This is a genomic window from Burkholderia sp. MSMB1835 (assembly GCF_001526365.1).
GTDB lineage: Bacteria > Pseudomonadota > Gammaproteobacteria > Burkholderiales > Burkholderiaceae > Burkholderia.
On the sequence record NZ_LOYP01000055.1, the window covers coordinates 16,390 to 42,862 of the forward strand.

General features: G+C 62.9%; 19 protein-coding genes and 1 tRNA gene. 11 read left to right on the plus strand and 9 right to left on the minus strand.

Annotated features, from left to right (window positions below):
* Nucleotides 1–9 precede the first annotated feature (9 nt).
* From WS96_RS28220 to WS96_RS28235, 4 genes are all read right to left on the minus strand, one after another.
* A complete protein-coding gene (locus tag WS96_RS28220; protein ID WP_034207875.1) occupies nucleotides 10–333 on the minus strand; it encodes a DUF2288 domain-containing protein in 324 nt (107 codons plus the stop codon).
* Between the two features lie 70 nt (nucleotides 334–403).
* Nucleotides 404–2,023, minus strand: a complete 1,620-nt coding sequence (locus WS96_RS28225) for an acyl-CoA synthetase (protein WP_059837009.1) — start codon at nucleotides 2,021–2,023, stop codon at nucleotides 404–406.
* Between the two features lie 367 nt (nucleotides 2,024–2,390).
* On the minus strand, nucleotides 2,391–3,092 hold the full coding sequence (locus tag WS96_RS28230) for a peptidoglycan DD-metalloendopeptidase family protein (protein WP_059837011.1): 702 nt from the start codon (nucleotides 3,090–3,092) through the stop codon (nucleotides 2,391–2,393).
* 130 nt (nucleotides 3,093–3,222) lie between these two features.
* Entirely contained in the window at nucleotides 3,223–4,134 is a 912-nt protein-coding gene (locus tag WS96_RS28235; protein WP_059837013.1) for an aldose epimerase family protein, read from the minus strand.
* Nucleotides 4,135–4,610: 476 nt separating this feature from the next.
* Between WS96_RS28235 and WS96_RS28240 the strand changes: the two genes are divergently transcribed.
* The 11 genes from WS96_RS28240 (at nucleotide 4,611) to WS96_RS33220 (ending at nucleotide 18,936) form a co-directional block, all read left to right on the plus strand.
* The gene (locus WS96_RS28240) at nucleotides 4,611–5,441 is read left to right on the plus strand and encodes an undecaprenyl-diphosphate phosphatase (protein WP_034206973.1); all 831 of its coding nucleotides are present in this window, start codon (nucleotides 4,611–4,613) and stop codon (nucleotides 5,439–5,441) included.
* Nucleotides 5,442–5,626: 185 nt separating this feature from the next.
* Nucleotides 5,627–5,703, plus strand: a tRNA-Arg gene (locus WS96_RS28245).
* 198 nt (nucleotides 5,704–5,901) lie between these two features.
* Nucleotides 5,902–6,378 carry a hypothetical protein gene (locus WS96_RS28250; protein ID WP_059837015.1) on the plus strand — a complete coding sequence of 159 codons (477 nt, stop codon included), beginning with the start codon at nucleotides 5,902–5,904 and terminating at the stop codon, nucleotides 6,376–6,378.
* A 133-nt stretch (nucleotides 6,379–6,511) separates the two neighbouring features.
* Entirely contained in the window at nucleotides 6,512–8,392 is a 1,881-nt protein-coding gene (gene tssF / locus WS96_RS28255) for a type VI secretion system baseplate subunit TssF (RefSeq protein ID WP_059837016.1), read from the plus strand.
* A gap of 147 nt (nucleotides 8,393–8,539) precedes the next feature.
* The gene (locus WS96_RS28260; protein WP_059837019.1) at nucleotides 8,540–11,539 is read left to right on the plus strand and encodes a type VI secretion system Vgr family protein; all 3,000 of its coding nucleotides are present in this window, start codon (nucleotides 8,540–8,542) and stop codon (nucleotides 11,537–11,539) included.
* A complete protein-coding gene (locus WS96_RS28265; RefSeq protein WP_059837021.1) occupies nucleotides 11,539–12,408 on the plus strand; it encodes an ankyrin repeat domain-containing protein in 870 nt (289 codons plus the stop codon). The genes WS96_RS28260 and WS96_RS28265 overlap by 1 nt, the downstream gene beginning before the upstream one ends.
* Nucleotides 12,409–12,451: 43 nt before the next feature.
* Nucleotides 12,452–12,895, plus strand: coding sequence for a hypothetical protein (locus WS96_RS28270; RefSeq protein ID WP_059837023.1), 444 nt, complete (start codon nucleotides 12,452–12,454; stop codon nucleotides 12,893–12,895).
* 64 nt (nucleotides 12,896–12,959) lie between these two features.
* On the plus strand, nucleotides 12,960–13,418 hold the full coding sequence (locus tag WS96_RS28275; RefSeq protein WP_059837025.1) for a DUF1795 domain-containing protein: 459 nt from the start codon (nucleotides 12,960–12,962) through the stop codon (nucleotides 13,416–13,418).
* A 21-nt stretch (nucleotides 13,419–13,439) separates the two neighbouring features.
* Nucleotides 13,440–17,705: an RHS repeat-associated core domain-containing protein gene (locus tag WS96_RS28280; protein ID WP_059837027.1), complete on the plus strand. Its 4,266-nt coding sequence runs from the start codon at nucleotides 13,440–13,442 to the stop codon at nucleotides 17,703–17,705.
* Entirely contained in the window at nucleotides 17,705–18,331 is a 627-nt protein-coding gene (locus tag WS96_RS33915) for a hypothetical protein (RefSeq protein WP_156443702.1), read from the plus strand. Before WS96_RS28280 ends, WS96_RS33915 begins: the two co-directional genes overlap by 1 nt.
* A 44-nt stretch (nucleotides 18,332–18,375) precedes the next feature.
* Complete coding sequence (locus tag WS96_RS33220; RefSeq protein ID WP_082720388.1) at nucleotides 18,376–18,936, plus strand: imm11 family protein; 561 nt, start codon at nucleotides 18,376–18,378, stop codon at nucleotides 18,934–18,936.
* Between the two features lie 197 nt (nucleotides 18,937–19,133).
* Here WS96_RS33220 and glmS read toward each other — a convergent pair whose 3' ends face one another.
* From glmS to WS96_RS28305, 5 genes are all read right to left on the minus strand, one after another.
* Nucleotides 19,134–20,951, minus strand: coding sequence for a glutamine--fructose-6-phosphate transaminase (isomerizing) (gene glmS / locus WS96_RS28285; protein ID WP_059837028.1), 1,818 nt, complete (start codon nucleotides 20,949–20,951; stop codon nucleotides 19,134–19,136).
* A 49-nt stretch (nucleotides 20,952–21,000) separates the two neighbouring features.
* Nucleotides 21,001–22,089 (minus strand): hypothetical protein, encoded by a 1,089-nt coding sequence (locus WS96_RS28290; protein WP_059837030.1) that lies wholly within the window; start codon nucleotides 22,087–22,089, stop codon nucleotides 21,001–21,003.
* A gap of 93 nt (nucleotides 22,090–22,182) precedes the next feature.
* Entirely contained in the window at nucleotides 22,183–24,321 is a 2,139-nt protein-coding gene (locus WS96_RS28295) for a polysaccharide deacetylase family protein (RefSeq protein WP_059837032.1), read from the minus strand.
* Nucleotides 24,322–24,651: 330 nt separating this feature from the next.
* Nucleotides 24,652–25,425 carry a hypothetical protein gene (locus tag WS96_RS28300; RefSeq protein ID WP_059824054.1) on the minus strand — a complete coding sequence of 258 codons (774 nt, stop codon included), beginning with the start codon at nucleotides 25,423–25,425 and terminating at the stop codon, nucleotides 24,652–24,654.
* 13 nt (nucleotides 25,426–25,438) lie between these two features.
* The gene (locus WS96_RS28305) at nucleotides 25,439–26,470 is read right to left on the minus strand and encodes a YaiO family outer membrane beta-barrel protein (protein ID WP_059837034.1); all 1,032 of its coding nucleotides are present in this window, start codon (nucleotides 26,468–26,470) and stop codon (nucleotides 25,439–25,441) included.
* Nucleotides 26,471–26,473: the final 3 nt, after the last annotated feature.

The window sequence follows — 26,473 nt, forward strand, 5'->3', positions numbered from 1 at the left end:
GCGGATGCGTCAGGCGCGTTCCTGCACGCAGACCCACGGCGAGACGACGACCGCCCACAATTCCGGATTGCGTGCCGCGTAGTCGGCGGCGGTCTCGGCCGGCATGCGCGCGACGAGGCCGGACGACAGCCAGCGCGTGACCTGTTCGGTGTCGTCGCTGGCGACCGCTTCCGCGACGCTGACGAGATCGAGGTCGCGCGCAACCGACAACAGCTTGCCTTGTGCGAAGAAGCGCTCGAGATCGCACCAGTCGATCTTGGCGGTCTCGCCGAGGAGTTTGGCGTAGAGCGGGCTGTGCGACGCGCCCGTGGCGGAGTGTTGATCAGAGGACATCGAGTTCTAGGAATAGCTGCGTGGCGCCACTATAAACCATCCGGCCGGGCGGGCCGAGCGAGCGGGCCGCTCACGCGTCGCGCAGCGCGCGGCGCACGATCTTGCCGGTGGCGGTCATCGGCAGGCTGTCGACGAACGCGATCGCGCGCGGATACTCGTGCGCGGCGAGCCGCGTGCGTACGTGTTCCTGCAGCGCGCGGACGAGCGCAGCGTCGCCGGCGTGGCCGGGGTTCAGCACGACGAACGCCTTGACGATTTCGGTGCGCGTCGCGTCGGGCACGCCGACGACGGCGGCCATCCGCACCGCCGGATGCGTGAGCAGGCAATCCTCGATCGGGCCCGGGCCGATCCGGTAACCGGCGCTCGTGATCACGTCGTCGTCGCGGCCGACGAAGCGCACGAAACCGTCGGCGTCGATCATGCCCGTATCGCCGGTGAGCAGGTAGTCGCCCGCGAACTTGTCGCGCGTCGCGCCGGGGTTGCGCCAGTATTCGAGAAACATCACCGGATCGGGGCGGCGCACCGCGATGCGACCTTCGACGCCGGGCGGCAGCGGTGCGCCGTCCGCGTCGACGATCGCGACCGCATGGCCGGGCACCGCCTTGCCGATCGCGCCGGGCTGCGCATCGAACAGCGCCGCGCACGACGACAGCACCATGTTGCATTCGGTCTGCCCGTAGAACTCGTTGATCGTCACGCCGAGCGCGTCGCGGCCCCACGCCGTCAATTCGGTGCCGAGCGATTCGCCGCCGCTTGCGACCGATTTCAGCGACAGTGCGTAGCGTTCACGCGGCGCCGCGACGGCGCGCATCAGCTTCAGCGCGGTGGGCGGCAGAAACGCGTGGGTGACGCCGTGCCGCGCCATCAGCGCGAACGCCGCGTCGCCGTCGAATTTCTCGAAGCGGCGCGCGAGCACCGGCACGCCGTGATGCCATGACGGCAGCAGCACGTCGAGCAGCCCGCCGATCCATGCCCAGTCGGCGGGCGTCCAGAACAGGCGTGCGTCGCGCGGGAAGCACTGCTGCGACATCTCGACGCCCGGCAGGTGGCCGAGCAGCACGCGATGCGCGTGGAGCGCGCCTTTCGGCTTGCCCGTCGTGCCGGACGTATAGATGATCACGGCCGGATCGTCGGCGGCCGTATCGGCCGGCACGAAATCCGGCGATTCGGCGGCGAGCGCCGCGTCATAGCGCAGCACGCCCGGCGCATCGGGCGCATCGTCGCCGATGCAGTAGACGGTATGCAGTGCCGGCAGCCGTGCGCGCAGCGGCGCGATCTTCGCGTAGCCGGCCGCGTCGGTGACGAGCGCGGCGGCTTCGCTGTTCGCGAGCCGGTACTCGAGCGCATCGACGCCGAACAGCGTGAAGAGCGGCACGGCGATCGCGCCGGACTTGTACGCGGCGAGATGGGCGATCGCCGTTTCGGGGCCCTGCGCGAGAAAGATGCCGATTCGGTCGCCGCGTCGCAGGCCGGCGCGCGCAAAGCTGTTCGCGAGCCGGTTAGAAGCATTCTTCAGGTCGTCGAACGTGATGCGGGAGACGTCGCCTTGCGCGGTTTCGTGGATCAGCGCGAGGCGTCCGCTGCCGTCGGCCCATTTGTCGCACACGTCCACGCCGATGTTGTAATGCGTCGGAATGTCCCAGTGGAAGCGGGAGAGGAGGTGGTCGTAGCGGTCGGCGGCGGGCAGCATCGCATGGTCTCCTGGGCGTCGGCGTGGCGTCGGGTGAACGGCTTACATCAGGATTTCACGCAGACGAATTCACAATGGTGTTCGCTGATAGGGAATGTTCTGACTCGTCCAACCGTTACGGCTCAGTGCACGATTCCACAATGACGCATAAGATCAAGACAAAACAGTGGTGTGACCATGGATTTGCTTCTGATAGCTGCGGGGTTCAGCCTGATCGGAATCGGTGTGCTGGTGGCGTTTGCTCGTCATGTCGATCCGTTGTCCGGCCGTTTCACCGGACGTCTGCGCAAGCGCTGACTCGATTTTTTCCGTTTTCGCCGCGACGGCACGCGATGCGCGCCGGCGTCGCGTGTCGTCCGTCGCGCGCTCAGCGCGCCGGCAGGTAGCGTGACGGATCGATCGAGCGGCCGCCATAGCGCAACTCGAAATGCAGCGCGACGCGATCGCTGTCGCTGTTGCCCATCTCGGCGATCGATTGCCCTTGCGTGACCGACTGACCTTCCTTCACCAGCAACGCGCGGTTGTGCGCGTAGGCCGTCAGGTAATCGGCGTTGTGCTTCAGGATGATCAGGTTGCCGTAGCCGCGCAACCCGTTACCGGCATAGACCACGACACCCGGCGCGGCCGCGACCACCGGCGTGCCCGGCGAATTCGCGATGTCGATGCCCTTCGATTTCGAGCCGTCGAACGTGCGCACCACGTTGCCGGCCGCCGGCCAGATCAGCGCAATGCTCGTGGCCGGTTTCACGGCCGATTCGACCGGCGCGGAAGGGGCCGGGCGCGCGCGGCCCGCGCTGCCGGTGCCGGTGCTCGATGGCGTCGATGCGGTGGCCGTGCCGGGCGGCGGTGCGACGCGCAGCACCTGGCCGACTTCGATCGCATCGGGGTTCGTCATCTGGTTCCAGCGCACGATGCTCTGTACCGACGTGCGGTTTTCGCGCGCGATCTTGTAGAGCGTGTCGCCACGCTCGACGCGATAGAACCCGGGGCCGACGGGCGCGGAGCCGCACGCGACGAGCAGGGCGGCGCAGGCGGCTGCGAAGAGTCGCTTCGTTGTTGTTTCGAACATTGAACCTCGCAAAACCCTGCCGCGCGTGACGCGGCAGGCAACACAAAACGTCCGATTTTAACGGGTTCGACCCGCGCACCGCAGTTTCGGTCGCAGGCGGGCCGCCGCCCCCGGTTCGATGCGTGCCGAATCAGCCGGCGAGCGGGGCGACGTGGATCCGCAGCGTGGCCGTTTCGGTCGCGCCCGGTGCGAGCATGCGCAGCCCGAGGCCGTTGTGGATCGCATCGGGCAGGCCGAGCCACGGCTCGACGCAGTAGAAGTCCGAATCCGGCTTTTCGGTCCACGTCGTGACCGCGTACCACGGGATCGAGCCCGGCACGTCCAGCGCGATCTCGATCGTGCGACCGCGGCCCGGCATCACGATGCGCACCGGCGCGGACGGCTCGCCGTCGAGACAGTGGAAGCGATCGAGGATGTCCGGATTGTCGAGGCGGTAACGGGCTTCGCCCGGTTCGAGCGGGCTGATCGAGCCGTCCGCGCGCTGTTGGCAACGGTGGGTCGGCGGCAGCTCGAGGAGGGTGTCGGCCCGCTCGCCATGCGGCAGCGCGAAATAGAAATGGTGGCCGGCGTAATAGGGCAGCGGCGTATCGCCGCGATTGGTCGTCGTCAACGCGGCTTCCAGCGTGTGCGCGTCGGCCAGCCGGTAGGTCGTTTCGAACCGGAAATCGAACGGGTAGCTCGCGCGCAGCGTGTCGTTCGCGTCGAGCGTCATCGTCAGCGCGGCGCCGTCGGCCGACGGGTGCGCGTCGAACGGCAGATCGCGCGCAAAACCGTGCATCGGCAGATCGCGAACCACGCCGGCGGCGTCGCGCCAGCGGCCGATTTCACCGTCGACGCGGTGGCGGCCGAGGAACGGGAACAGCAGCGGATTGCCGCCGCGCACGCGGGCGAGGTTGCTCCAATCGGCGGTTTCCGGCCAGAAGATCACCGGTTCGCCGTCGACGTGCCAGGACAGCAGACGGCCGCCGAATTGCGGAGCGACCCGGACGAGCGACGGGCCGGCGTGAAGTTCGTGAATGTCGTGTTGCTGAAAGATCGGCATGGCGAATCGGGTTGGAAGTGACTGGAGCAGCGTGCGTTCCATTATCGGGCCGCGGGCGGTCGGGGAAAACCCTTCTCGGGAAATTGCGAGTTTTTAACACTGTCGGTGGTCTGGATAATGCGTCTAAACCGGTGATGTTGCCGGGTCATGACACTTCGCGGAGGGGGCCATGGATCTGGCAATGGCAATGGGAATCGCACTGTTCGGCATGTTTACCGGTAGCACGGTATTATTTTTCTATCAGCTCGGTCGCTGACGGCAATTTCTGCCGGCGCCTGCAGGCCCGCCATGCAAATGGCGGGCTTTTTGCTTTCTTAATGCTTACAAATTGCAAGCGTTTGTGTGCATTGCCGCAATATCCTGCCAAATGCCTTGGCGCAGTAATCCTGGCTCGGCATAATCGGGGCGCGTTTTCAGGACGCGCATCGCGTCGTCCGCCTTCCTTCCCGCTTAATCTTCACTAAAAGGACCGACGCGTGAGCCTCTGGTTTCTGGTATTCCTGAGCGTCCTGCAGGGCGTTACCGAACTCTTCCCCGTCAGCAGTCTTGGCCATACGCTGCTCGTGCCGGCGCTGTTCGGCATGCACATCGACAAGCACGCGCCGCAACTGCTGCCCTTTCTCGTCGCGCTCCATCTCGGCACCGCGCTGGCGCTGCTGTGGTACTTTCGCGCGCGCTGGATCGCGCTGATCGGCGGCTTCTTCGCGCAGCTCGGCGGCCGCAAGAACGACGACGGGCATCTGATGTGGGCGTTGATCATCGGCACGATCCCGACCGGCATCGTCGGACTGCTGCTCGAGAAGCGCATCGAACGCGTGTTTCACGATCTGCGGATCGTCGCGATCGCGCTGATCGTCAACGGCGTGTTGCTGTGGCTCGGCGATCGCATTCAGCGTAGCCGCGCGCATCGACCGCCCGAAAAGATGACGTTCAAGCAGGCATTCTTCGTGGGCCTTGCGCAGATCGGCGCGCTGATTCCGGGCTTCTCGCGCAGCGGGTTGACGATGATCGCCGGCAACGCGGCGGGGCTGACGGCGGAGAAGGCGGCGGAATTCTCGTTCCTGCTCGGCACGCCGATCATCTTCGCCGCGGGCGTGCTCGAATTGCCGAAGCTGTTCCATGCGCGCGACCAGCTCGCCGATGCGCTGCTCGGAGGCGTGCTGACGGCGATTGCCGCATACCTGAGCGTGCGGTTCCTGATGCGCTATTTCGAAGGGCGCGGCCGGCTCGCGTCGTTCGGCGTGTATTGCGTGATCGCCGGCGTGTTCTGCCTCGGCTGGTTCATGCTGCATCCGCAGCCGGTTTGATGCCGCGGGCGCCGGTCTCGCGTGATCCGGCGCGATGATCGGGTATAATTTCGGGCTCGGCTTCGTGTCGGGCCCGTTTTGTTTCGGGGTTTGAGTAACTGTGGTTGCGGGCGGTGTTGCTGCTCGTTGCTCGAAAGCCCGATGCCGAATGCGGTCCGTGGCAGGCCCGTGTCTTTTCTCCCCGACCGCCCTTAGCTCAGTTGGATAGAGCAACGGCCTTCTAAGCCGTAGGTCACACGTTCGAATCGTGTAGGGCGGGCCAATGAAATCAAGCACTTACGTCCGCTGTCCCACTGGGTCAACCATCAATCTGCCGTCCATGTAACCATGGTGTAACTGGATTTCGTCCGCGCGACACGGAGTTGACGGCTCGAACTGGCGAGGGACCGATGCGTGGCTAACCACGAGCCAGTGTTTCACTTCGACTCCACTCCAATCATCACGATAACTGGGTGGCGAGATGATGCTCGAACAACAATCGCTAGACGGGGCGGGGAGCCAGAACGGCCGTGAAGCCATATTTACCAACGAGGACGGCACTCCTGCGACTTGGCTTCAGGTAATGCCCGAGCGAGACCGGCGAAGGGCTTTCGCTTGGCGGGCCGGCATCGGGTTCGCGATTGCCTTTGGCCTGTGGGGACTTCAGTACAGCAATGGCGTGCTGGACTGGACGCGCGGCTGGTTCGGTATTGTGCCCATCGCAGTCGGATTCGCGTATGCACGGCGAGCCTATAAAAAAGCGACCATTCGGCGATTTTCCACCATTCACGTCCTGTTCACGGGAGCGCAGCGAATCAAGCGCGCGCTCAAGTGGTGGTGCTCTGCAATAGGGGTTGCTGCCCTGATATGGTGGGTTCAGCCTGAGGGAGCAAGGTTTGCCGGCTACTGGTGGTACGCTTGGCCGGCATTGCCGATTTTCATCGTCGGTATAGGCTGATCTGTTCTAGAAATCCTGGACACAAATGAGTGTTAGTGTTTCGGAGGCATGCGCGACGCCCGGTTAGAATCGCTGCGCCTCCCCATGAGCACGGTCCCGATTGAAAAGATCGGCGTGACCATCTGAAACGCGTATGGCCATCGAACCCGAGGATCTTCTACCGCATTTTGAGCGTGAGTTGGGTCTGCTGCGCCGCTCGACGCGTGCATTCGCCGAGCTTTACCCCAAAATCGCGGCTCGTCTCGCGATGTCCGGTGAGCACTCGGATGATCCACACGTCGAACGGCTGCTGCAATCGTTCGCGTTGATGTGCGCTCGGCACGACATCCGACTCGAAGATGAGGTGCCGGAGTTTACTCACGCGTTGATTGCCGCAATCCACGGACCGTTGGCACGGCCGTTTCCATCTTGTGCGATGGCCCAATTTCGCATGGATCGAGACAGCAAGCAGACCGAGCCGCGAATAGTTCCACGCGGCACCCAATTGGTGGCGCCGAATAGCCGCCTGGTGTTCCGCACCGCCGCCGACGTCACGTTGGTGCCGTTGACCGTTTCCGCTGTACGTTACGCGACGTCGACCGTCGCGCCGATGCAAACGACACTGCCGTCCGACACCACGGGGATTTTGTCTTTCACCCTTGAGCTCACTGCACCGTCAGCCCAGTTCTCCATCGCTCCAGATATGCTGCGGTTGCACTTGGCGGGGGAGAGGGAGGTAGTGGCTGCGCTCGCCGACGGCGTGCTGATCCACGCCACGCGGGCCTTCGTTGAACTGGACGGCAACGGGCGCTGGCGTCGGGTGGACATGCCGCTGGCGGCTGCAGGTTTCGACGATGCTGACGCGCTGCTTCCGACGCCTCGTGACAATTCGATTACGCCGTTTCATCTGCTGATGGAGTACGGCGCGTTTCCCGCTCGATTTGAAAACCTCAATCTGGATTTGGCGCGGTTGAAACGGTTGGCGGGCAGTGCGCGCCGGATCACGTTGCATTTGGCCCTTGCCGGCGTCCACCCTGACTCACGTCGCGCCCAACGACTGATTGCAGCGTCGGCCGACAATCTCCGGCTGTTTTGCACACCAGTCGTCAACTTGTTCTCGAGCAATGCGGAGCCAATCGAAACGAAGGTAGGGCAAGCGTACTATGCGCTGAAACCGTTTTCGCTGAAGACCGCAGCCACGACCGAGATCTGGTCAGTTGATCAGGTCCGTATAACGACCGTCCAGGGTGCCGCGCTTCTGCCGCCATTCGAATCCTTGCAGCATGCGCTTGGCGCAGCGCCAGGCATGTATTGGGTTGTTTTGCGCGACGAAGCCAGGCGTGCGCCGAAGCCGCCTTCCGAGCCCGGCAAGCCGGGACAGGAAGCGCTGCGCGGACAGGCAACTGGAGCGCGCGCCGACGGATTGCGTGGCTTGGAACTCGCGCTTGTGAACGCTCGCGGCGAGCCCGTTGATCCGGCCGCGCAGCACCAGCTCGACATCGTGCTGTCTTGCACAAATGGCAACCTGGCGGACATGCGCGAGCGCCAGTTAGCCGTGCGCGACGGGGACTCTGGTGACGAGATCGAGTTGTTGGCTCAGCCCTGTGCAAGTCCCGCGCCGATTCTTCGCCGCGGTCACCAGTGGGAACTGCTGTCGTGGCTGGTTCCGCAGGCAGCACGGCTGAACGCCGAAGGTCTCAATGAGTTCAAGCGCTTGTGCACCCGCTTCGGCATGTCCGCGCCCGACGCCGGCCGGAGATTCGACGCGCTCGTGTCGCTCTCGACTGAACGGGTGCGGCGCTGGATGCCGGGCAAGCCGGCTTCAGTGTTCGTCCAAGGATTGGAAGTCAGCCTCGTGATCGACGAGCAGCGTTTCGTCCAATTCAGTCTCGCCGGATTGGGGCGCGTGATGGATCGACTATTTTCCCCGTACGTTCCAGTCACCAGCTTCGTGCAAATCGTATTGGTCTCGGCAGAGACCGGTGCGGTACTGCGACGCGGTGAACCCTGCGCCGGTTCCCAACCGCTTATTTGATTAGCGGGTGGAAAGGGTATCAGCAGGGAAATTGCAAATGAATCTCAGGTATCTTTCGCTGGCAAACGTTTTGTCCTACAGTAGCGGGGCCTCAAGCTGGTGAGCCAATTGGGGACAGAACCTGAGACGAAAATAAAGGGAATTCAAATGAGTTTCGCCCCGAATGGCGGTATTCCGGCCGGTTCCGGCGGGAATCTGTTGGGCTCGCTGAGTGCGCTTGGCGGCCTTGCCGGGCCGGTCGCATCCACGGTGGCAGGCCAGATTGGCCCGCTCGCCGGCGTCGCGAGTCATATCGACACCGTGCAACGCGCGGTTCAGCTTGCGCAGACCGGTTTTTCGCTGATGAACAAAACACCGGCTGCGATTGCGGACGCGCTCAACAATGCGGCTGGCGGCGTTGCTCGACTGACTCAGCTAAATCGATACGTGACCATTGACTCGCCGCTCGGTCCGGACGTGCTCCTGGTCAGCACGGCGGTCATTGATGAACACGTCAATCGATTGCCGGAAATCCACCTCGATTTGCTGTCGCACCAACATGATCTGGTGCCCGATCAGCTGATCGGGCAACCGATCAAGATTCGATTCGACCAAAGCGCCCGGCAATCCACGCTCGAGCGCATCGTCTCGTCAGGCGGGGCCGACAGTATTCGCTACTTCGACGGATACGTCACGTCGTTCGACCGGGCGGGCAACCCGGGCAAGGTGACGCAATATCAAATGACGGTGGCGCCGTGGTTCTGGTTTCTGACGCGCTCGACCGACTGCCGGATTTTCCAGAACAAGACCGCTCAGGACATCCTCACCGAGATTTTCCAGGATCACGGGTTCACCGATTTCGAGTTCGACATTCGGACCGCGCAGAAGCCGCTCGAATACATCGTGATGTACCAGGAGTCCTATTACAATTTCTGTGCGCGTCTGATGGAGCAGGAAGGCCTGATCTGGACGCACCGCTACGAGAAGGAAAAGCACTTCCTCGTCATCGGCGATACGAATTTCGTTTTCCGCCCGATCGACGGGCTGGCCAACTTGCCATATGCCGCCAGCGCGGCGAGTGAAGACAACGGTATCGACCAGTTGCATGAAGGCCGGCGTTTCGGTGTCGGCAAGATCGCTTTTCGCGACTTCAATCACCAGAACCCCTCGTCGCCGCTGATGCTGGCGCAGGCCGAACCGGAGAATCTCCGCCATGCGGGTCTCGAGACGACGGAGCGGTTCGAACACCAGTCGTTGTTCGACCACGGCGATGACGGCGACCGTTACGCCCGCATCGCGATGCAGGCCGAAGAGGCGAGTGCACATCGCTATACGGGTAGCGGCTATGCGTGGCGGATGACAACCGCGGGCAGCGTGACCGTGACCAACCATCCAGTCATGGCCAACAATCAGGAATACGCAGTCCTGCACGTTCGTCATGAGGCTGTGAACGATTACACGGAACACAACGCGAAACTGCCGTACCGCAATACATTTTCCCTGCTCCCGAAGAAGTTTCCGTATCGTTCACCCAGGCATACACCAAAGCCCGTCATTCACGGCACTCAGTCGGCAATCGTGGTCGGCCCAAAGGGCGAAGAAATTCACACGAACGGCAGTGCCGTGAAGGTGCACTTCCTGTGGGATCGCCGCGGCAAGTTGGACGGATCGGATTCGATGTGGATCCGTGTGTCCCAACCTTGGGCGGGCGACGGGTGGGGGGCGGCCGCCATCCCACGGATCAATCAGGAGGTCTTGGTCGCGTTTAATCAAGGGGACCCCGACAATCCGGTCATCGTGGGCCGCGTCTACAACGGCGAGCAAGGCAATCCTTATCACGGGGCTGCCGGGCAGACAATGGGGATCAAGAGCCAGACGCACAAGGGCGCCGGTTCGAACGAACTGCGGTTCTCCGACGTGAACGGCGCGCAAGAGGTCTTTCTGCACGCGCAGAAGGACATGAACACGGTCATCAAGGATTCGGAAACGCACACGGTCGAAGCCGGCGGGCGCACGGTCTCGCTGCTCAAGGGCAGCGAGACGAAGCAGATCGCGCAGGGCGGATTGAAGGAAACCATCGCGCTGACGCGCGACACCACAGCGAACGTGATCAATACGAAGGCCATCGCAAGCAAGGCCGGGCCTGGCATGCAAAGCCATCAGGCGAGCGACGGCATCGAGCATCGTGTCGGCGATGGCGTCGTGACGATGACGCCGGACAGCATCAAGCTGACCTTCGGTCCGTCAACGATCGTCATCAACGCGAACGGCATTTATCTCGACGGGCCGGTCATCCATTTGAATCGCGGTAGTGCGCAATCCGCGGAACAGGCGCTCGCGCTCGAGTGGGCGGCAGAGCAGGCGACGATCGCGAAGGGATTGGCGAGCCCCGATCCGGCGACGCGCGCCGCGGCGGCCAAGCTGGCGAGCTCGCTGAAGGCGCAGCAACTGGCGAAACTCGCGGATCACGTGTATCACCCGAACGATCCGCCGCCGACCGGGTGGAAGATGGCGACCAACGATCCGGAAGCGTTGAAGGCTTTCGGGCTCAAGCCGAGCGACTTCGAGAAAAGCGGTAGCAACTTCGGATCGCAGATGTACATCCCGGATCCGAATGTCTTCGGCGACAGCATGAAGCCGACGGTCGCGTTCAAGGGCACGCAGCAGCTCTTCGGCGAAGACATGAGCAACAACATGGCGCAGGGGCTCGGCGCCGATGCGCCGTATTATCGCAATGCGGTCACGATCGGCAAGAACATCGAGACCACGGGCGCGTCGGCCGGCGTCGATTTCACCGGGCATTCGCTCGGCGGTGGCCTGGCGTCCGCTGCAGCCGAGGCCAGCGGCGGTTCGGCTGTGACCTTCAATGCGGCCGGTCTCAATCCGGAGACCGTCGCGCAATACGGCGGGACCGCCCAGCCGGCCAACATCACGGCCTACCGCGTCGACGGCGATATCCTGACCGGCCTGCAGGAGGGCCGGCTCGGGCCGATCAGCGACGGTACGGCGGCGCTGATGCCCAAGGCGGTTGGCAGCCCCGTCACGCTCGACGGTGAGAGTGTGACCACGGTCGGCCGTCACCTGATGGGTGACGTGACGAACGGGATCAACCAGCAGGTCGCGAAAGATCAACTCGACCTGGTCTCCCAACTGAATTCATCTCACTGATGCGATATAAAAAAGCGATAACCGCCGGCGCGATTGCTGCACTCGTTGGAGTGTCCTCGCCGCTCTGGTGGCCCACTCAAGCCCAAGGGACGAACATGACTGGCTTCAAGCGATACGCACCTGAAGATTTCTTTTCGGGGCAGCAACTCACGTTGGCGCAGGCCATTCATGACGGCGATCTCAGCCGCGTCCAGCAGCTCGCGCCGAAGACAGATCTGAATGCGCCGGGCGCGAAGAACACGACGCTGCTGTCGTATGCCGTGCAGGAAATCGTTCCGGTCAAGAATGACGCGTCCAATCCGCGCTATCAGATCATCTCGGTGCTCGTGAAGAACGGCGCGGACCCCAAGGCGCAGGTCGGTGCCAGCGGCGGATCGGTGGTCGACGTCGCATTACGGGCCGATACGCCTAACCTTCTGCGCGTGTTGTTGAACAGCGGGCTCGATCCCAACTGGCAGTACAACGGCGACACGCCGATGATCTTCGCGGTTGCAGAGAACCGGCTGCTGCCTCAGCTGAAGCTGCTGCTCGAGCACAAGGCGAACGTGAATGCTCGCGATTCGCTCGGAAAGACGGCACTCTTCGAGGCGACGATGATTCAGCAATGGGACGTCGTCGACTACCTGCTTTCGCACGGCGCGGATCCGAAGATTGCCAGCCAGCTCGGCGTGTCATACGGGTGGGTGCTGCAGAACGAGTTGAAGAACCATACGACTGCTGATTCGCCGGCGCGTGCGCGCATCGAAGAGATTCGCCGCAAGATCGTAACGGCCGGCGCGCCGTGGCCGCCGCTCGATCCGAAGGCGCAACGCGCAGCGATGCGCGCGCGCGGCGAGAAGGTTGTGACGCCGGCCGGCCAGACGGATTGAACGCACGCGCGACCGCTGAAGTGTCGTGCAATGGATTCGGGGAATGACGAACGTTTTTGATTCGACGCCACGTGTCAGGCGAGAGACGGTCCTCGGCGTATCCGGGGTGCTGTATGTCCTCTCGCTGACGATGCCGGCGATGCATTTCGAAAAGGAAGCGTCGCTCAGCGGGCTGTCGGTCCTCGCTCAGGGCTGGTGGGGGCTGTTCATGCTCAATCCAGCATGGCTCGCCAATCCGCTCTACGTCGTTGCGGCCGTCCAGCTCGTCCGGAACCGATATACGCGCGCGAGTCAGTTTTCGGCCGCTGCGCTCGCGTGTGCGCTCTGTTCACTGTTCACGACAGAGTGGTACTTCAACGAAGCAGACCCGACGCCGATATCCGGCTACGGGGTCGCGTTTTACATGTGGCTCGGCGCGCATGTCGTATTGCTCGCGGGTTGCTTGCGCTTGCGCCGGGAAAGCAACGTCGCGTTGCAGGGAAAATGAGTGTCGGCGCATGTGGACGCTGATTTAGACCCATCCAACAACTACACATCACGAGAGAACCAGCATGACGGATTCCGAAAACCGTATCCGGATTCACGAAGGCAGCATCGTTCTGCCGAACGGTTTCGAGGATCGCACGACCAACCTATTCGTGCCGGCCGATACGGCCGCACAGCCGAACCTCAGTGTCGCACGCGACTGGCTGAAGGACGGAGAGACCCTTGCGCCGTATATCGATCGGCAGATCGCGCTGCTCCAATCGAGGTTGCAGGGACATCGGGTGCTTTCGCGCCAGGCTGAACGGCTTGGGCCTGAAACTGATGGAATGCCTGGGGAGCGCATCGACGCCGCCTATCGGAACGGTCCGAAGACCGTTTTTCAACGGCAAGGCGCATTCATCGTTGCCCCAGGACGCGTGTTGATCTTTACCGCATCGAGCGCGAAGAGCTTCGGCGAAACGCTCGATGTATTGTGGCGCAACTGGCTCGACGGCTACCGTCCTGCAGAACAAGAGTCGGCATAACAACAGCAAAGGACCATCATCGTGTACGAAGCCGCACGAGTCACTGACCCGATCGATCACACCAGCGCGCTCGCGGGCTTTCTGGTCGGCGCCGTACTGGGCATTGCCCTGATCGCCGCAGTCGCCTTCGCCACTTTCACATGCGGATTCGGCGTGGCGTTGCTGGCGGGCATGATGGCGGGGATCGGAGCGCAGGCTCTCCTATCAATAGGCGAGTCGATCGGCAAGATGTTCAGCTCGCAATCCGGCAACATCATTACTGGTTCGCCGGACGTCTACGTCAACTCCCTCTCGGCGGCCTATGCGACGTTGAGCGGCGTGGCTTGCAGCAAGCACAATCCCATCCCGCTTGTCGCACAAGGATCGACGAACATTTTCATCAATGGGCGGCCAGCGGCGCGGAAGGACGACAAGATTACCTGCGGCGCGACGATCGGTGACGGTTCGCACGACACGTTCTTTCACGGTGGCACCCAGACATACCTGCCGGTCGACGACGAGGTGCCGCCGTGGCTGCGAACGGCGACGGAATGGGCGTTCGTGTTGGCGGGGCTGGTCGGCGGGCTAGGCGGGTTGTTGAAGCAGGCGGGCGGGCTATCGCGTGCGGTCCTGCCGTGCGCTGCGAAGTTCATCGGCGGGTACGTGCTCGGTGAAGCATTCGGGCGGTACGTTGCCGGGCCAGCAATTAACAAGGCGCTGGGCGGGATGTTCGGCAACCCGGTCGACGTCACGACCGGAAGAAAGATCCTGTTGGCCGAATCGGAAACGGACTTCGTGATCCCGAGCCCGATGCCGGTCGCGATCAAGCGTTTCTATTCGAGCAGTATCGACTATGCAGGGACGCTTGGCCGCGGCTGGGTGGCGCCGTGGGAGCTTCGTCTGCATGCCCGCGACGGGCGCCTCTGGTACACCGACGCGCAAGGGCGCGAGAGCGGATTTCCGTTGCTGCGTGCCGGGCAAGCCGCATTCAGCGAGGCGGAGCAACGGTATCTTACCTGTACGCCCGACGGGCGCTACATCCTGCATGACATTGGCGAGACGTATTACGACTTCGGCCGATACGAGCCGGACTCCGGCCGCATCGCTTGGGTGCGCCGCATCGAGGATCAGGCTGGGCAGTGGTGCCAGTTTGAGCGCGATAGCCGCGGCCGCGTTATCGAGATTCTGACGTGCGGCGGATTGAATGCCGTTCTCGATTACGAGCAGGAGCACGGGCGGCTTGGCGCGGTCACGCTCGTTCATGGCGATGAGCGCCGACTGGCCGTCGCCTACGGATACGATGAGAACGGCCAACTGGCGTCGGTGACGGACGCAAACGGGGCCGTCGTGCGCCAGTTCATGTATACCAATGGCCTGATGACCAGCCATACGAACGCATTGGGCTTTACGTCGAGCTACGCATGGTCGGTGATCGAAGGGCAGCCGCGCGTGGTTGCGACGCGCACCAGCGAAGGCGAGGACTGGTCGTTCGAATACGACGTCGACGGCCGGCAGACGCGCGTCCGGCACGCCGATGGCCGCACCGCGCACTGGCGCTTCGACGCACAGTTTCAGATTGTCGAGTACACCGACTTCGATGGCGGACTCTACCGGATCAAGTACAACGACGCCGGTATGCCGGTGATGCTGATGCTGCCGGGTGAGCGCACGGCCGAGTTCGAGTATGACGACGCAGGCAGGATCGTCGCCGAGACTGATCCGCTGGGCCGTACGACTCGGACTCGTTACGACGGCAACAGCATGCGGCCCGTGGAAGTCGTCGGGGCCGACGGCGGCGCTTGGCGGGCGGAATACGATCCGCAAGGCCGGTTGCTGTCGACCAAGGATCCGCTTGGCCACGAGAATCGCTACGAGTATCCGAAGGGATTGACTGCGTTGCCGATCGCACATATCGACGCGCGTGGCGGACGCAAGACGCTCGAGTGGAATCGTCTCGGAGAGTTGGTTGCCTATACGGACTGCTCTGGTAAAACCACGCGCAGCAGTTTCGACGCGTTCGGACTGCCGCTTGCACGGGAGAATGCCCTGGGGCAGCGCGTCGCATATGACATACGTCCGACCGGCGAGCCACGTCGCATCACGTATCCCGATGGCAGCACGGAGACTTTCGAATACGACGCGGCTGGGCTCGTCGTGCGGCATGTCGGCCTCGGAGGCCGGATGCAACAGTCACTGCGCAATGCCCGCGGTCAACTTGTCGAAGCGATCGATCCTGCCGGACGACGGACCCGCTATCACTATGATGTAGCGGGGCGCCTGCGCGAACTCCAGCAGGGCCACGCACGCTACGTGTTCACGTACAGCGCCGGCGGCCGTCTGTTGACCGAAACGAGGCCCGACGGTGTCCAGCGGCGATTCGAGTATGGCGAAGGCGGTGAATTGCTGGGGCTGGACATCGTGGGCTCGCCGGACGGTCATGCGACGGCGGATCGCCCGATCCGTACGATCCGATTCGAACGCGACCGGATGGGTAACCTGAAGGTCCAGCATACGCCGACCGACGTTACACGTTACGAGCGTAACAAGAATGACCAACTGGTGAGAGTCGAACGTACACCGACGGCCGCCGGTGCAGCACTCGGCATCACGGCGGACGTGGTGCGTTTCGAGTACGACAAGGTTGGTCGTCTTGTCGCCGAGCACGGTGCGAATGGCGACGTCGAATACAACCTTGATGAACTGGGCAACGTGATATCGCTCGAGCTACCGAACGACCAGACGCTACAGATGCTGCGCTATGGCTCCGGTCACGTTCACCAGATCCGCTGTGGTGATCAGGTGGTGAGCGACTTCGAGCGTGACGACTTGCATCGTGAGATCGCGAGAACGCAGGGAAGGCTGACTCAGCGTTTTGCCTACGATCCGCTTGGCCGAAGAGTCTGGCAGTCCGCCGGCTTCCAACCGGACGCACTCGGCCGAGGACGCGGCCAGTTGTGGCGTAACTACGGGTACGACGCGACGGGCGAACTGATCGAGACCAGCGACAGCCTGCGTGGCAGCACGCAGTACAGCTACGATCCGGTCGGACAGCTGACACGTCGTGTGAACACCATGGATCGTGAGCTCGAGGAATTTGCCTGGGATGCCGCGGGCAATATGCTCGACGGCGCACAGGGCAAGAGTCGCGGATACGTCGAAGGCAACCGTCTGCGAATGTGGCAGGACCTGCGCTTCGAATACGATCCGTTCGGCAATCTGGCGACGAAGTTACGCGGAGCCAACCAGCAGCAGCGCTTCACTTACGATGGGCAGGATCGACTGATCGCGGTGCGTACGCAAGACGCGCGTGGCGTGGTCGAAACGCGCTTCCAGTACGATTCGCTGGGTCGGCGTATTTCGAAGACCGATACCACTTTCGACCTGCGTGGCGTGAAACTGCGTAGCGAGACGAAACGGTTCGTATGGGAAGGCTTGCGCCTCGCGCAGGAAGTGCGCGAGACAGGCGTGAGCAGCTATGTGTACAGCCCTGATGATGCGTACTCACCGGCTGCCCGCGTCGATGCGGTGATCGCGGAGGCCCTGGCCGCGGCCGCGATCGATACGGCGAAGCGCGCGTCGCGGATCTACCACTTCCATACGGATCTGGCAGGGGCGCCGCAAGAGGTCACCGACGAGGCTGGCGAGCTCGCCTGGGCGGGGCAATACACGGCGTGGGGCAAAGTCGAGCCGAGCAAGCGGCAACTCGCGACCGCGCGGACAGATCAGCCGCTGCGCTATGCCGGTCAGTATGCCGACGAAAGTACGGGGCTACACTACAACACGTTCCGGTTCTATGATCCGGACGTGGGACGGTTCATCAATCAGGATCCGATTGGGTTGGTGGGCGGCGACAATTTGTACGCGTACGCATTAAACCCATTGACCCGAATCGATCCGATGGGGTGGTGTTCCACAAAGCTCGGGGAAAATATGGGGGCTCGCCCGCATGATGGTATGGCGAACCACCATCTGATTCCTGAAGAACTCATGAAGCACCCTGACTTTGCGGCTATGTTCAGCCGGTTGCGCGGGATGGGATTCGATGGCGATGGTGCGTCTAATGGCATATTCCTGCCCGGTAGCTCCAAGCTTGCCCAAACGCTGGAGCTCCCTGGGCATTGGTCGAACCACGGGCAATACACTGCGGCCATTGAAACTGAGCTAACGAAACTTAACCAACAATTCCTGGCGGGCCGTCTCAGTGATACGCAACTTGTGCTCGGTGTCGGGCGCATTCAAAATATGGCGAGAGAAGGATTGGAGTCCGGTAAATATTTGGTTGATGCAATAACGGGAAGGTTACTTTGATGAATGCACGTTTCTTTGTTGTTAAATACCGCGCTGGAGACCCAGGCTGCCCTCCATACCTATCGGGAGAATTGAACCGTGATGAATGGGAGTGGCCGATGTATGTGGCTGATCCGTTTGGCGTCGATGTAAAGCATGAATATATTTTCACGCTATCAGATCCATCGATTTCGATTGATTTCGATTTCTATGGAACGCAAACGAATTACGTGTCAAAAGAGTTTTTGGCTGCGTGTGAAAAATTGGGAGTTAGATATAGGGCAGTCCCCATTGGCATCGTTGCGGGTGGAAAGCCAGCGGGTAATAAGGTGTATTCAATTTTCTTGCCGGCAGATCATGAGTCTCTGCTTGATCGACAAAAGTCGGACTATTCCGAGGACCGGGATCTGGAAACAAAAGAGGTCGCCGAGAATAAGTTGTTTCCAGGGACTCCAATGTATAGTTGGATCAAAACCTTCATTCCGCGCGACGACTGTGCTAGCAATCTTTTTAGATGTACCGAAACAATGGAGTTGGTATGTAGTCAGGGGTTTAAGTCGGAAGTGGAGCGATGCGCATTGAAAGGTATTGATTTTTCGCCGATCGATGAAAGCTATTCCTATGACCCTTGGGGTGAGGCACCGTAGGCCGCTATTTATCTGGGCGCTATGATTTGGATGTGAGGCAATGCGTGAGTGACGTTTACGGTTTGAGGCAGGATGAAGCATTTCAGCCTCTCGTTCAAGTCGATGATGACTGTGAAATCGCATATGACAAGAGCGTAGCTATACGAGCAACCGCTCTATGTGGGCGAGGGTTTGGCCGAGACTATGACCCCGTTAAGCTTACGTGGGGCACTTCGCGCAGAAAAAAGACTAGCGACGTTCATACGATGCTATCTCCGTTTCTCGTGTTTAGTGAGAGGGCGCTGGATGTATTGGCGCCGGTACTTCGTGACAGCGGGGAGATATTGCAGGTCGATGCCCCGATAAAAGACATGTCCGGATTTCATGTAACCCGGGTGATAGAGAATGCTGTCGATATGGATGCATCAAAATTCAAAGTCTATCCTCAGGCGACGGTTTTTAATAAAATATTTCTTCTGAAGAGTCAAATTGAAGGGGTTGATATATTTCGCCTAAAAGAAAGTCCTGCTACAGTATTCGTATCCGAGCGTTTTAGAGATCTTGTGGAGCAAAATAAACTAAAAGGATTCGATTTTGGCGAGATTATTTGGCGGTCTGACAAATAGGATTTTGCAACTCCGTGTGATTGATCCGAACTTGGTGCAGGCGGCTTCGATCTCACGAGAATAAGTTGCGAGAATCAGACGTTGGGGGTGGTCGACTTCTTGGCCTCTATGCGCGGGTAGGCCAATGAAAAGAATTTAGCGGAGCAGCAACGTTGTCACTCGATCAGTTGAAGCGAATGCGAGAGGCAAACCGCCCATCACTCCACCGTCACCGATTTCGCCAGATTCCTCGGCTTGTCGATATCCGCACCCCGCAAGCACGCCGCGTGATACGCGAGCAGTTGCAACGGCACGACGTGCAGAATCGGCGACAGCAACCCGTAGTAGTCCGGCATCCGCAGCACCGACACGCCTTCGCCGTTGTCGATTCGCGTATCGGCATCCGCGAACACATAAAGCTGCCCGCCGCGGGCCCGCACTTCCTGCATGTTCGACTTGAGTTTTTCGAGCAACGCGTCGTTCGGCGCGATCGTGGCGACGGGCATCGTATGCGTGACGAGCGCGAGCGGCCCGTGTTTCAGCTCGCCGGCCGGATACGCTTCCGCATGGATATACGAGATCTCCTTCAGCTTCAGCGCACCTTCGAGCGCGATCGGGTAGTGCAGCCCGCGCCCGAGAAACAGCGCGTTTTCATGTCGCGAGAATTCCGCGGCCCAGCGCGCGACCTGCGGCTCCAGCCCCAGCACGTCTTCGAGCGCGCCAGGCAGGCGCCGCAACTGCATCGTGTAGCGCGCGAGCTGCGCGTCGTCGACGTAGCCGCGCAGCCGCCCGAGCGTGACGGCGAGAATGAACAGCGCGACGAGCTGCGTCGTGAACGCCTTGGTCGACGCGACACCGATTTCCGGGCCGGCCCGTGTCAGGAAACGCAAGCCGGTCTGACGCATCATCGCGCTGGTCGGCACGTTGCAGATCGCCAGCGTGTCGATGTGGCCGAGCGCCTGCGCATACTTGAGCGCGGCGAGCGTGTCGGCGGTCTCGCCGGATTGCGACACGCTGACCACCAGCGTATTCGGCATCGCGAGCGCGTCGCTGTAGCGGTATTCACTCGCGATCTCGACCTGCGCGGGGATGCGCGCGATCGTCTCGAGCCAACGGCGGGCAGTCAGGCCGGAATAGTGGCTCGTGCCGCACGCGAGGATCAGCACGTTGTCGATCTGCTCGAACGCGCGCGCGGCGTCCGGGCCGAATACCGCGGGATCGAACAGCCCTGCATCGGGGATGGTCGCGGCCACGGCTTGCGGCTGCTCGAAGATTTCCTTCTGCATGAAGTGCCGGTATGGCCCGAGTTCGACCGCGCCGTGCGCGGACGAAACGGTTTGTATCGCGCGTTCGACCGGCGCGCCGGTGCGATCCAGCACCCGCACGCCACCCGGCGTCAGTTCGACGATGTCGCCTTCCTCGAGAAAGATGAAGCGGTCGGTGATGCCGGCGAGCGCGAGCGCGTCGGACGCGAGAAAACATTCGCCGTCCTTCACGCCGACGACGAGCGGCGAGCCGGCGCGCGCGCCGATCAGACGCTGCGGCTCGTGCTTGCTGAACACCGCGATCGCATAGGCGCCGTGCAGTTGCGAGGTCGCATCGCGTACGGCGGCGAGGAGGTCGCCGCGATACTTGCTGTGGATCAGATGCGCGACCACTTCGGTGTCGGTCTGCCCGTCGAACGCGTAGTGTGCGTCGGAAAGTTGCTTGCGCAACGTTTCGTGGTTCTCGATGATGCCGTTGTGAACCAGTGCGATTTCGTCGCACGAGAAGATCGGATGCGCGTTGCAGGTGGCGGGCGCGCCGTGGGTAGCCCAGCGCGTGTGCGCGATGCCGGTGCTGCCGGTCAGGCCGGCGCTGCGCACGTGGGCGTCGAGATCGGCGACGCGCGACATGCTGCGCTCGCGGCGTGCCTGGCCGTCGACGACCGTCGCGACCCCGCATGAATCGTAGCCGCGATATTCGAGGCGGCGCAGACCTTCGATCAGAATCGGGACGATATCCCGTTGCGCGACCGCGCCGACGATGCCACACATGACCCGTCTCCTTCCCTGTAGATGTCCCCGGACCGTGCGCGTGCGTGGATCAGCGCGACGCGGTCTCCGTCGCCGCCGCCGTCGTGAAGCCGCATTGAGCGGGCGCGACCGGGTCGGCCATCCGGCTTTCGAATGCCAGGTAAAGCGCCTCCTCCAGTACGTTCCAGTGCGCGCCGTGCCGGTACGGGCCCGATCGCGCATGCCAGCACGCGACCGTGTTCCTGTCGTTCATCTTGAAGGCGACCAGTGCGATCAAGCCCCATGGATAATCGGAGCCGGCGAGTTGAAGCCAGGTCTTGCCGTACTTCTGCATCCACTGCGCGTAGATCGTCTCGTTCGATTGTTCGGGAACCTGAATGCCGGACAGGAGCGGAAAGATTTGCGCGACTTTCGCTGGATAGAACGTCGTGTCGCTGATGCGCTGCGTGCTCGCGCGAAATCCGGTCTGCATGCCGCGCCAGAACACCTTCAGGATCGCGGATGCGAGCCGGTCGGCGCGCTGGCTCCACGGGCCGGCGCGCGCGTAGTCGGCATGCCGGACGTAATACGCCGCGAGCGCCTGGAACGCGCTGTGTACCTCGACGTTGTCCATCAGCAGCGCGACGTGCAGCGTCGACGAGATCTGGTAAACGCCGGTGGGCTTGCCGAGCAGCGTATCGAGATGCGCACCTGCGCGATTGAGGCTGAGTTCCCATGCGGCAGGCAGGCCGTCGGGCGGCGCGAAGCGGGCGAGGAGTTCGATCCAGGTCGCCATCATCGCGTCGTCGGCGTCGGCCTCGGCACAGGCGCTGTACTGGCCGTTCTTCACGCAGTAGCGGTCGAACCCGCCGTCCGGACGCTGGCGCGGCAACAGCCACGCGATCCATGCAAGCGCGGCCTGACGGGCGTCGAGCCCGGCATCGGCGGCGCCGAGCAGCGCTTTCGCCGCGAAGTAAGGATCGATGCCGGAACCGTTCAGGCGTACGGTGATCGCGCCGTCGGGGCGCTGGTAGAGTCCGTTGAGCTGGAGTTCGGCGGCGTCCGCATGCAGCGCGACGCCGCATGCGGCGACACAGCAGGCGACGCACCACCGGCGGCATAGCCGGGCGGTGGCCGCCGCGCGTGCGCGTGCGGCCGGGAAAAGCGCGGGCCGGTTCATGATCTGGGGGCTCCTGCGCGGTGGTCCTGCGCAAATCCCGCCGGGTGCGGCGTTGGCCGCGTCGCGCGCCGGCGGGTGTGTCGAGGTTGCGGCTCAGTGCACCTTGGCGCTGGTGAACGTGAGACTGGTGCCGCCGTTCGCGGTCACGAGCCAGTAGGTCGCGTCGGTGATGACGATGCTGCCGCTGCCTTGCGTGATCGACGGCAGTGCGAAGCCCTTCTTCGGCAGCAGCCACGTCATGTTCGCGAGGCTGGTCGGGTGGCTGGCGGCGAACGTCCAGCCGCTGCCCGTGTCGGTGGCCGACCATGTGACGTTCAGGCGTGCGCGGTCGAAGACCGTGATGTCACTCATCGTGTACCACTTGAACTGACCCGTCAGTTTCAGCGTATTGGCTTGCGAGAAGATCGCGGACAACGTCGACGTGTAGGACGACGCACCGAGCGGGTGCGCGTAGATCAGCCGGCTCGTGCGGTTCGCGACGACGAAGTTCATCAGGGATGCGTACCAGTTGTTCACGTCGCTCGTCGGCACTGCGTACTGCTGGAACTCCTCGAACGTCGCGTACTTGCCGAACGGCATCACCGGGTACGCCCACAGGCCCGGGTTCAGCAGTGCGCCGTTGCGGTATGCGCGGGTCGGCGGCGAGCCGGTGTGGCCGGTGAAGTAGTAGCCGTTGAAGCCGTTGCTTTCGAGCCAGTTGACCGACCAGGTCGGCGTGTTGCCTTCCGGCGCCGCATACTCGACATCGGGCAAGCCGGTCGCGGCCTGAACGGCCTGGTGATTCATCACCAGATACTGCGTGAACGTGCTCGCGTTCGTTTCGCTCGCATTCGCCCCCCAGTAATCGTGGATCCAGCCGCCGTGGCTGCCGACGTGCTGGCCCTTGCTCACGAAATACTTGACGAGATTCTGCGCGGTGGGGTTGTTGGCGAGGTTGATGCCGTTGCCGTCGCCGAATGTCGCTTCATCGGGGCCGGCCGTGATGACGAGCGAGAACGGCCCGTTGTTCCAGACGCCGAGGTTCTTCAGGTAAAGCGCCGGCTGGATTTGGTCGCCCGCGCAGAAGTGCCAGTTGAATACGAGACCCGGCATGGCCTTCGGCAGCGGCGACAGCGACGCCAGGTTCAGCATCTGCGTGCCGAAATAATGGAGGTAGCCGTGAATCAGCATGCCGTCGGTTTGGCCGTCGAGGTAGGCGAGCGGCAGGTTGACGAACAGCACGCCGCCGTTGCCGTACGTGTTGTAGCCGGACACCAGCCCGAAGGTCGGCGAGGTCAGGATCGTCGTGCCGGTATACGTCCCCTGCGTGACGAAGCTCGGATAAGTGAGAAAGCCGTATACGTAGCCGGAGATGCCTTCGAGCGTGTCGGTGGTCGTCGACAGCGTCGACGCGAGCGTGCTGGCCGTCTTGCCGGTCGATGTGCTCAGGAGCGAGTTGGCGGTATACGTCGTGGTCTTCTTCAGTTTGCCGGTGACGGTGCCGGTCAGCTTCGGGGCCGTCTGGTTCAGCACGCCGCTGCCGGTGGGCGGCGTCGTGTACTGGAACCATGCCCCGTGGTTGTAGTTGGCGAGGCCCCCTGGGTTCGACCGGCTGGCGGTCAGGAACTGTGCGCTGCCCGACGTCGAATTCGTCGACGTGCCCGCGGTGCTCGTCGATGCGAGCGCGCTCGCCGTCGTGGGCGACGACGAAGCGGTGGTCCACGCCATCGACTTGCCGGGGGGCACCTGGAGCGTGCGCAGCCAGCTGCTCATGCCGGTCACGTTGCCGAGGCCGATCATGTTGCCGCCGTATTGGTCATACAGCACGTAGTCCACACCGACCATGCTGCTGAAGCGCGATTTCGGGCTGACGTAGAAGCCGGCCGCATTCAGCACGCCGAAATCGTAGACGAGCATCACCTTGCCGCCGTTCAGCGCATAGTTCTGGATCGCCGTCACGAGCGTGTCGTCGGCCGTCGTATGCACCTGGTCGGGCAGGATCAGGCCCGGATACTGCGACAGCGACGCGCCGGCCGCCATGAACTGGCTGTCGGTCATCACCTTGATCTGCAGCCCTTCCTCCTGGGCACTGTCGAGCCATGCCGACACGCGCGAATCGGGCAGCGTCAGCGTGTCGGGCACCAACAGGAGAAGCTGGTTGCTGGCTGCCCGAGCGCCGCCCGGACTGAATGCGAACGCGAGCGCGAACAGCGCGAGCAGGATCCGCAAGAACTTGCCTGACTTTGCCAACATGGTGTGCTCCTCGCTCAAGGAATGGGGGCGTACGGCAGCCGGAATGCGGTGTCGCCAGGTCGACCAATCCAGCCCCGTAGGTGTGTGCGGCTGTCCGGTTCGTCGGGTATCGAGCAGTGCGTGTAGACGGCGGCCGGATTGCGCCCATGCGCCGCCCTGCCGCGCTGCCTTCGCCGGTGAGAGGACTCGATGCGACGTATCCAACGAAGCGAACAACGTGCCATTGGCGCAGGAAGCCCGGTCCTGCTGGCTTCCTGCGATACGGGTCGCGCGGCGCGTTCGGAAACACGGCGGAATCGTTTCATCGCTGATACGGCGCGTTTGGACGCGCTATCGGCAGACGGAATCGCGATCGCGCGTCAGCGCGCCGGGCCAGCTTGCGCAGTAGGTATAGAGCGTCACCAGCAGGCCGATGAGCAGCGGGCCGCCGAGCAGGAAATAGCAGAACGGCAGGAACAGCAGCGAGCCGTGATGGATGATGGTCGCGTGCAGCAGCATCACGAACGGCAGCGCGAACACGAAGTAGCCGAGCACCAGCAGCGACGCGACGGTCTTTTGCGGCAGCGAGAAATCGAGCGGGTAGTACAGCGCGGCCATGACCAGCGGGACCAGCGCGATCGCCGCGCCGTGCAGCACGAACATGTCGCGCAGATGCAGTTGCGGGACATACGGGAACGTGCCGGGCGCGAGCCAGAAGTACGCGCAAATCAGCAGTTGGGCGAAGCTCGCGATACGTAACAGATATGCAACAGGCAACCAGTTCGTCCGCCGGATGAAAGAGGCGGCGAAGCCGGTCGCACAGAGCGCGGCGGTGGCGGCCAGCAGTGTGTCGCCCGGCATGCGGGCGGCGACGTCGATCGACAGCAGCGGCACGCGCGGCGCATCGGGCGGATAGCCGATCACGATCACATGAAGCGCCGGATCGATCTGCTGCGCGCCCCACGCCATGACCGCGCGCCAGTAGCGCCACGCGAGCGGCAATCCGAACCACAGCGACGCGTACAGCGCGGGCGTCAGCAGCGCGATCGACGAAAGCCAGCGTTGCGGGTACGCGTGGGTGCGCAGCGAACGATCGACGGGGGGACGGACCGGATGCGTGTGCATGGCGCCCGCCCGGTTACCAGCGATAGAAGACGCTGAGCTCGCCGCCGATTCGTGAGTAGTACGGGTTGTGGTAGTAGGCGAATTCGAGTTGCGTTCCCCACTTGCGCGTGAACCAGTAGCGCCATTTCGCGGTGATCTCGTGGCTGCGGAAATCGGCGATCTGTGTGCCGGAACCGGTGACCTGGTACGCTTCGCGGCCGACGCCGCCGCGCAGTACGATCACGCTCTTGCCGACTTCGCCGTAGGTGACAGCGCCGTAGTAGGCGGGCGCCTTCACCGATCCGGGCGAATCGACCGTATAGTTCACGCCCGCCTCGAAAATCCACTTCGGCAATGCATACCAGATCACGCCGGCGTGATAGAGCTGATCGCGGTGGCCGCTGCGGTTCCACGCGTAGCCGGCGCCGAGCGACACGACCAGCGAACGATCGGACAATAGCTTGCGATTGATCGATACGTCGACGCGCGCACTCGGCAGGATCGTGCCCGACGTGGTGCCGGACAAGCCGATTCCGCCGAACCAGTCGGGGCCGAGGTCCTGCACGTAGGTCAGCGCGCCGAGCTGCGTGTTCTCGCCGAAGCGGTGCAATTGCGCCAGTTCGCCGAGCACGGTGCGCCCGCCATCCTGATAGACGCCGCGCAGATGGACGCCGTACCAGTCGCCGTAGCCGTGCGTCAGGTGTGCGCTCGAATAGCCGAGCGACAGTTCGGTGTGCGATTCCTGCGGCGCCTGCACATGTGTGACGATGGCATCGGGCAGCGGCGGCCGGTTCGTATCCTCGGGTGTGAACTCGGCGAGCGGCACGCCGTCCGGCAGGCCTTCGGCGTCGACGCGTACGAACATCGATTCGTCGCGCGGCCGTGGCGTGATGACGGTGGCGGGGGCCGGAGGCGGCACGGCTGGTTCGGCGGGTACGGCCGGCATGGCGGCGGCATCGTCCGGCTGCTCCGCCAGCGCCGCGGGCGCGCCGAAGGCGACGCCGCACAGCATCGCGAGGGTGGCAACCGGCACGCGCGGGCCGCGATGGCTGGGGCGATCGGACATGAG

Coding starts and splice junctions, on each gene's coding strand:
- WS96_RS28220 (WP_034207875.1), bottom strand. CDS start 333: ATGTCCTCTGATCAACACTCCGCCACGGGCGCGTCGCACAGCCCGCTC.
- WS96_RS28225 (WP_059837009.1), bottom strand. CDS start 2,023: ATGCTGCCCGCCGCCGACCGCTACGACCACCTCCTCTCCCGCTTCCAC.
- WS96_RS28230 (WP_059837011.1), bottom strand. CDS start 3,092: ATGTTCGAAACAACAACGAAGCGACTCTTCGCAGCCGCCTGCGCCGCC.
- WS96_RS28235 (WP_059837013.1), bottom strand. CDS start 4,134: ATGCCGATCTTTCAGCAACACGACATTCACGAACTTCACGCCGGCCCG.
- WS96_RS28250 (WP_059837015.1), top strand. CDS start 5,902: ATGATGCTCGAACAACAATCGCTAGACGGGGCGGGGAGCCAGAACGGC.
- tssF (WP_059837016.1), top strand. CDS start 6,512: ATGGCCATCGAACCCGAGGATCTTCTACCGCATTTTGAGCGTGAGTTG.
- WS96_RS28260 (WP_059837019.1), top strand. CDS start 8,540: ATGAGTTTCGCCCCGAATGGCGGTATTCCGGCCGGTTCCGGCGGGAAT.
- WS96_RS28265 (WP_059837021.1), top strand. CDS start 11,539: ATGCGATATAAAAAAGCGATAACCGCCGGCGCGATTGCTGCACTCGTT.
- WS96_RS28270 (WP_059837023.1), top strand. CDS start 12,452: ATGACGAACGTTTTTGATTCGACGCCACGTGTCAGGCGAGAGACGGTC.
- WS96_RS28275 (WP_059837025.1), top strand. CDS start 12,960: ATGACGGATTCCGAAAACCGTATCCGGATTCACGAAGGCAGCATCGTT.
- WS96_RS33915 (WP_156443702.1), top strand. CDS start 17,705: ATGAATGCACGTTTCTTTGTTGTTAAATACCGCGCTGGAGACCCAGGC.
- glmS (WP_059837028.1), bottom strand. CDS start 20,951: ATGTGTGGCATCGTCGGCGCGGTCGCGCAACGGGATATCGTCCCGATT.
- WS96_RS28290 (WP_059837030.1), bottom strand. CDS start 22,089: ATGAACCGGCCCGCGCTTTTCCCGGCCGCACGCGCACGCGCGGCGGCC.
- WS96_RS28295 (WP_059837032.1), bottom strand. CDS start 24,321: ATGTTGGCAAAGTCAGGCAAGTTCTTGCGGATCCTGCTCGCGCTGTTC.
- WS96_RS28300 (WP_059824054.1), bottom strand. CDS start 25,425: ATGCACACGCATCCGGTCCGTCCCCCCGTCGATCGTTCGCTGCGCACC.
- WS96_RS28305 (WP_059837034.1), bottom strand. CDS start 26,470: ATGTCCGATCGCCCCAGCCATCGCGGCCCGCGCGTGCCGGTTGCCACC.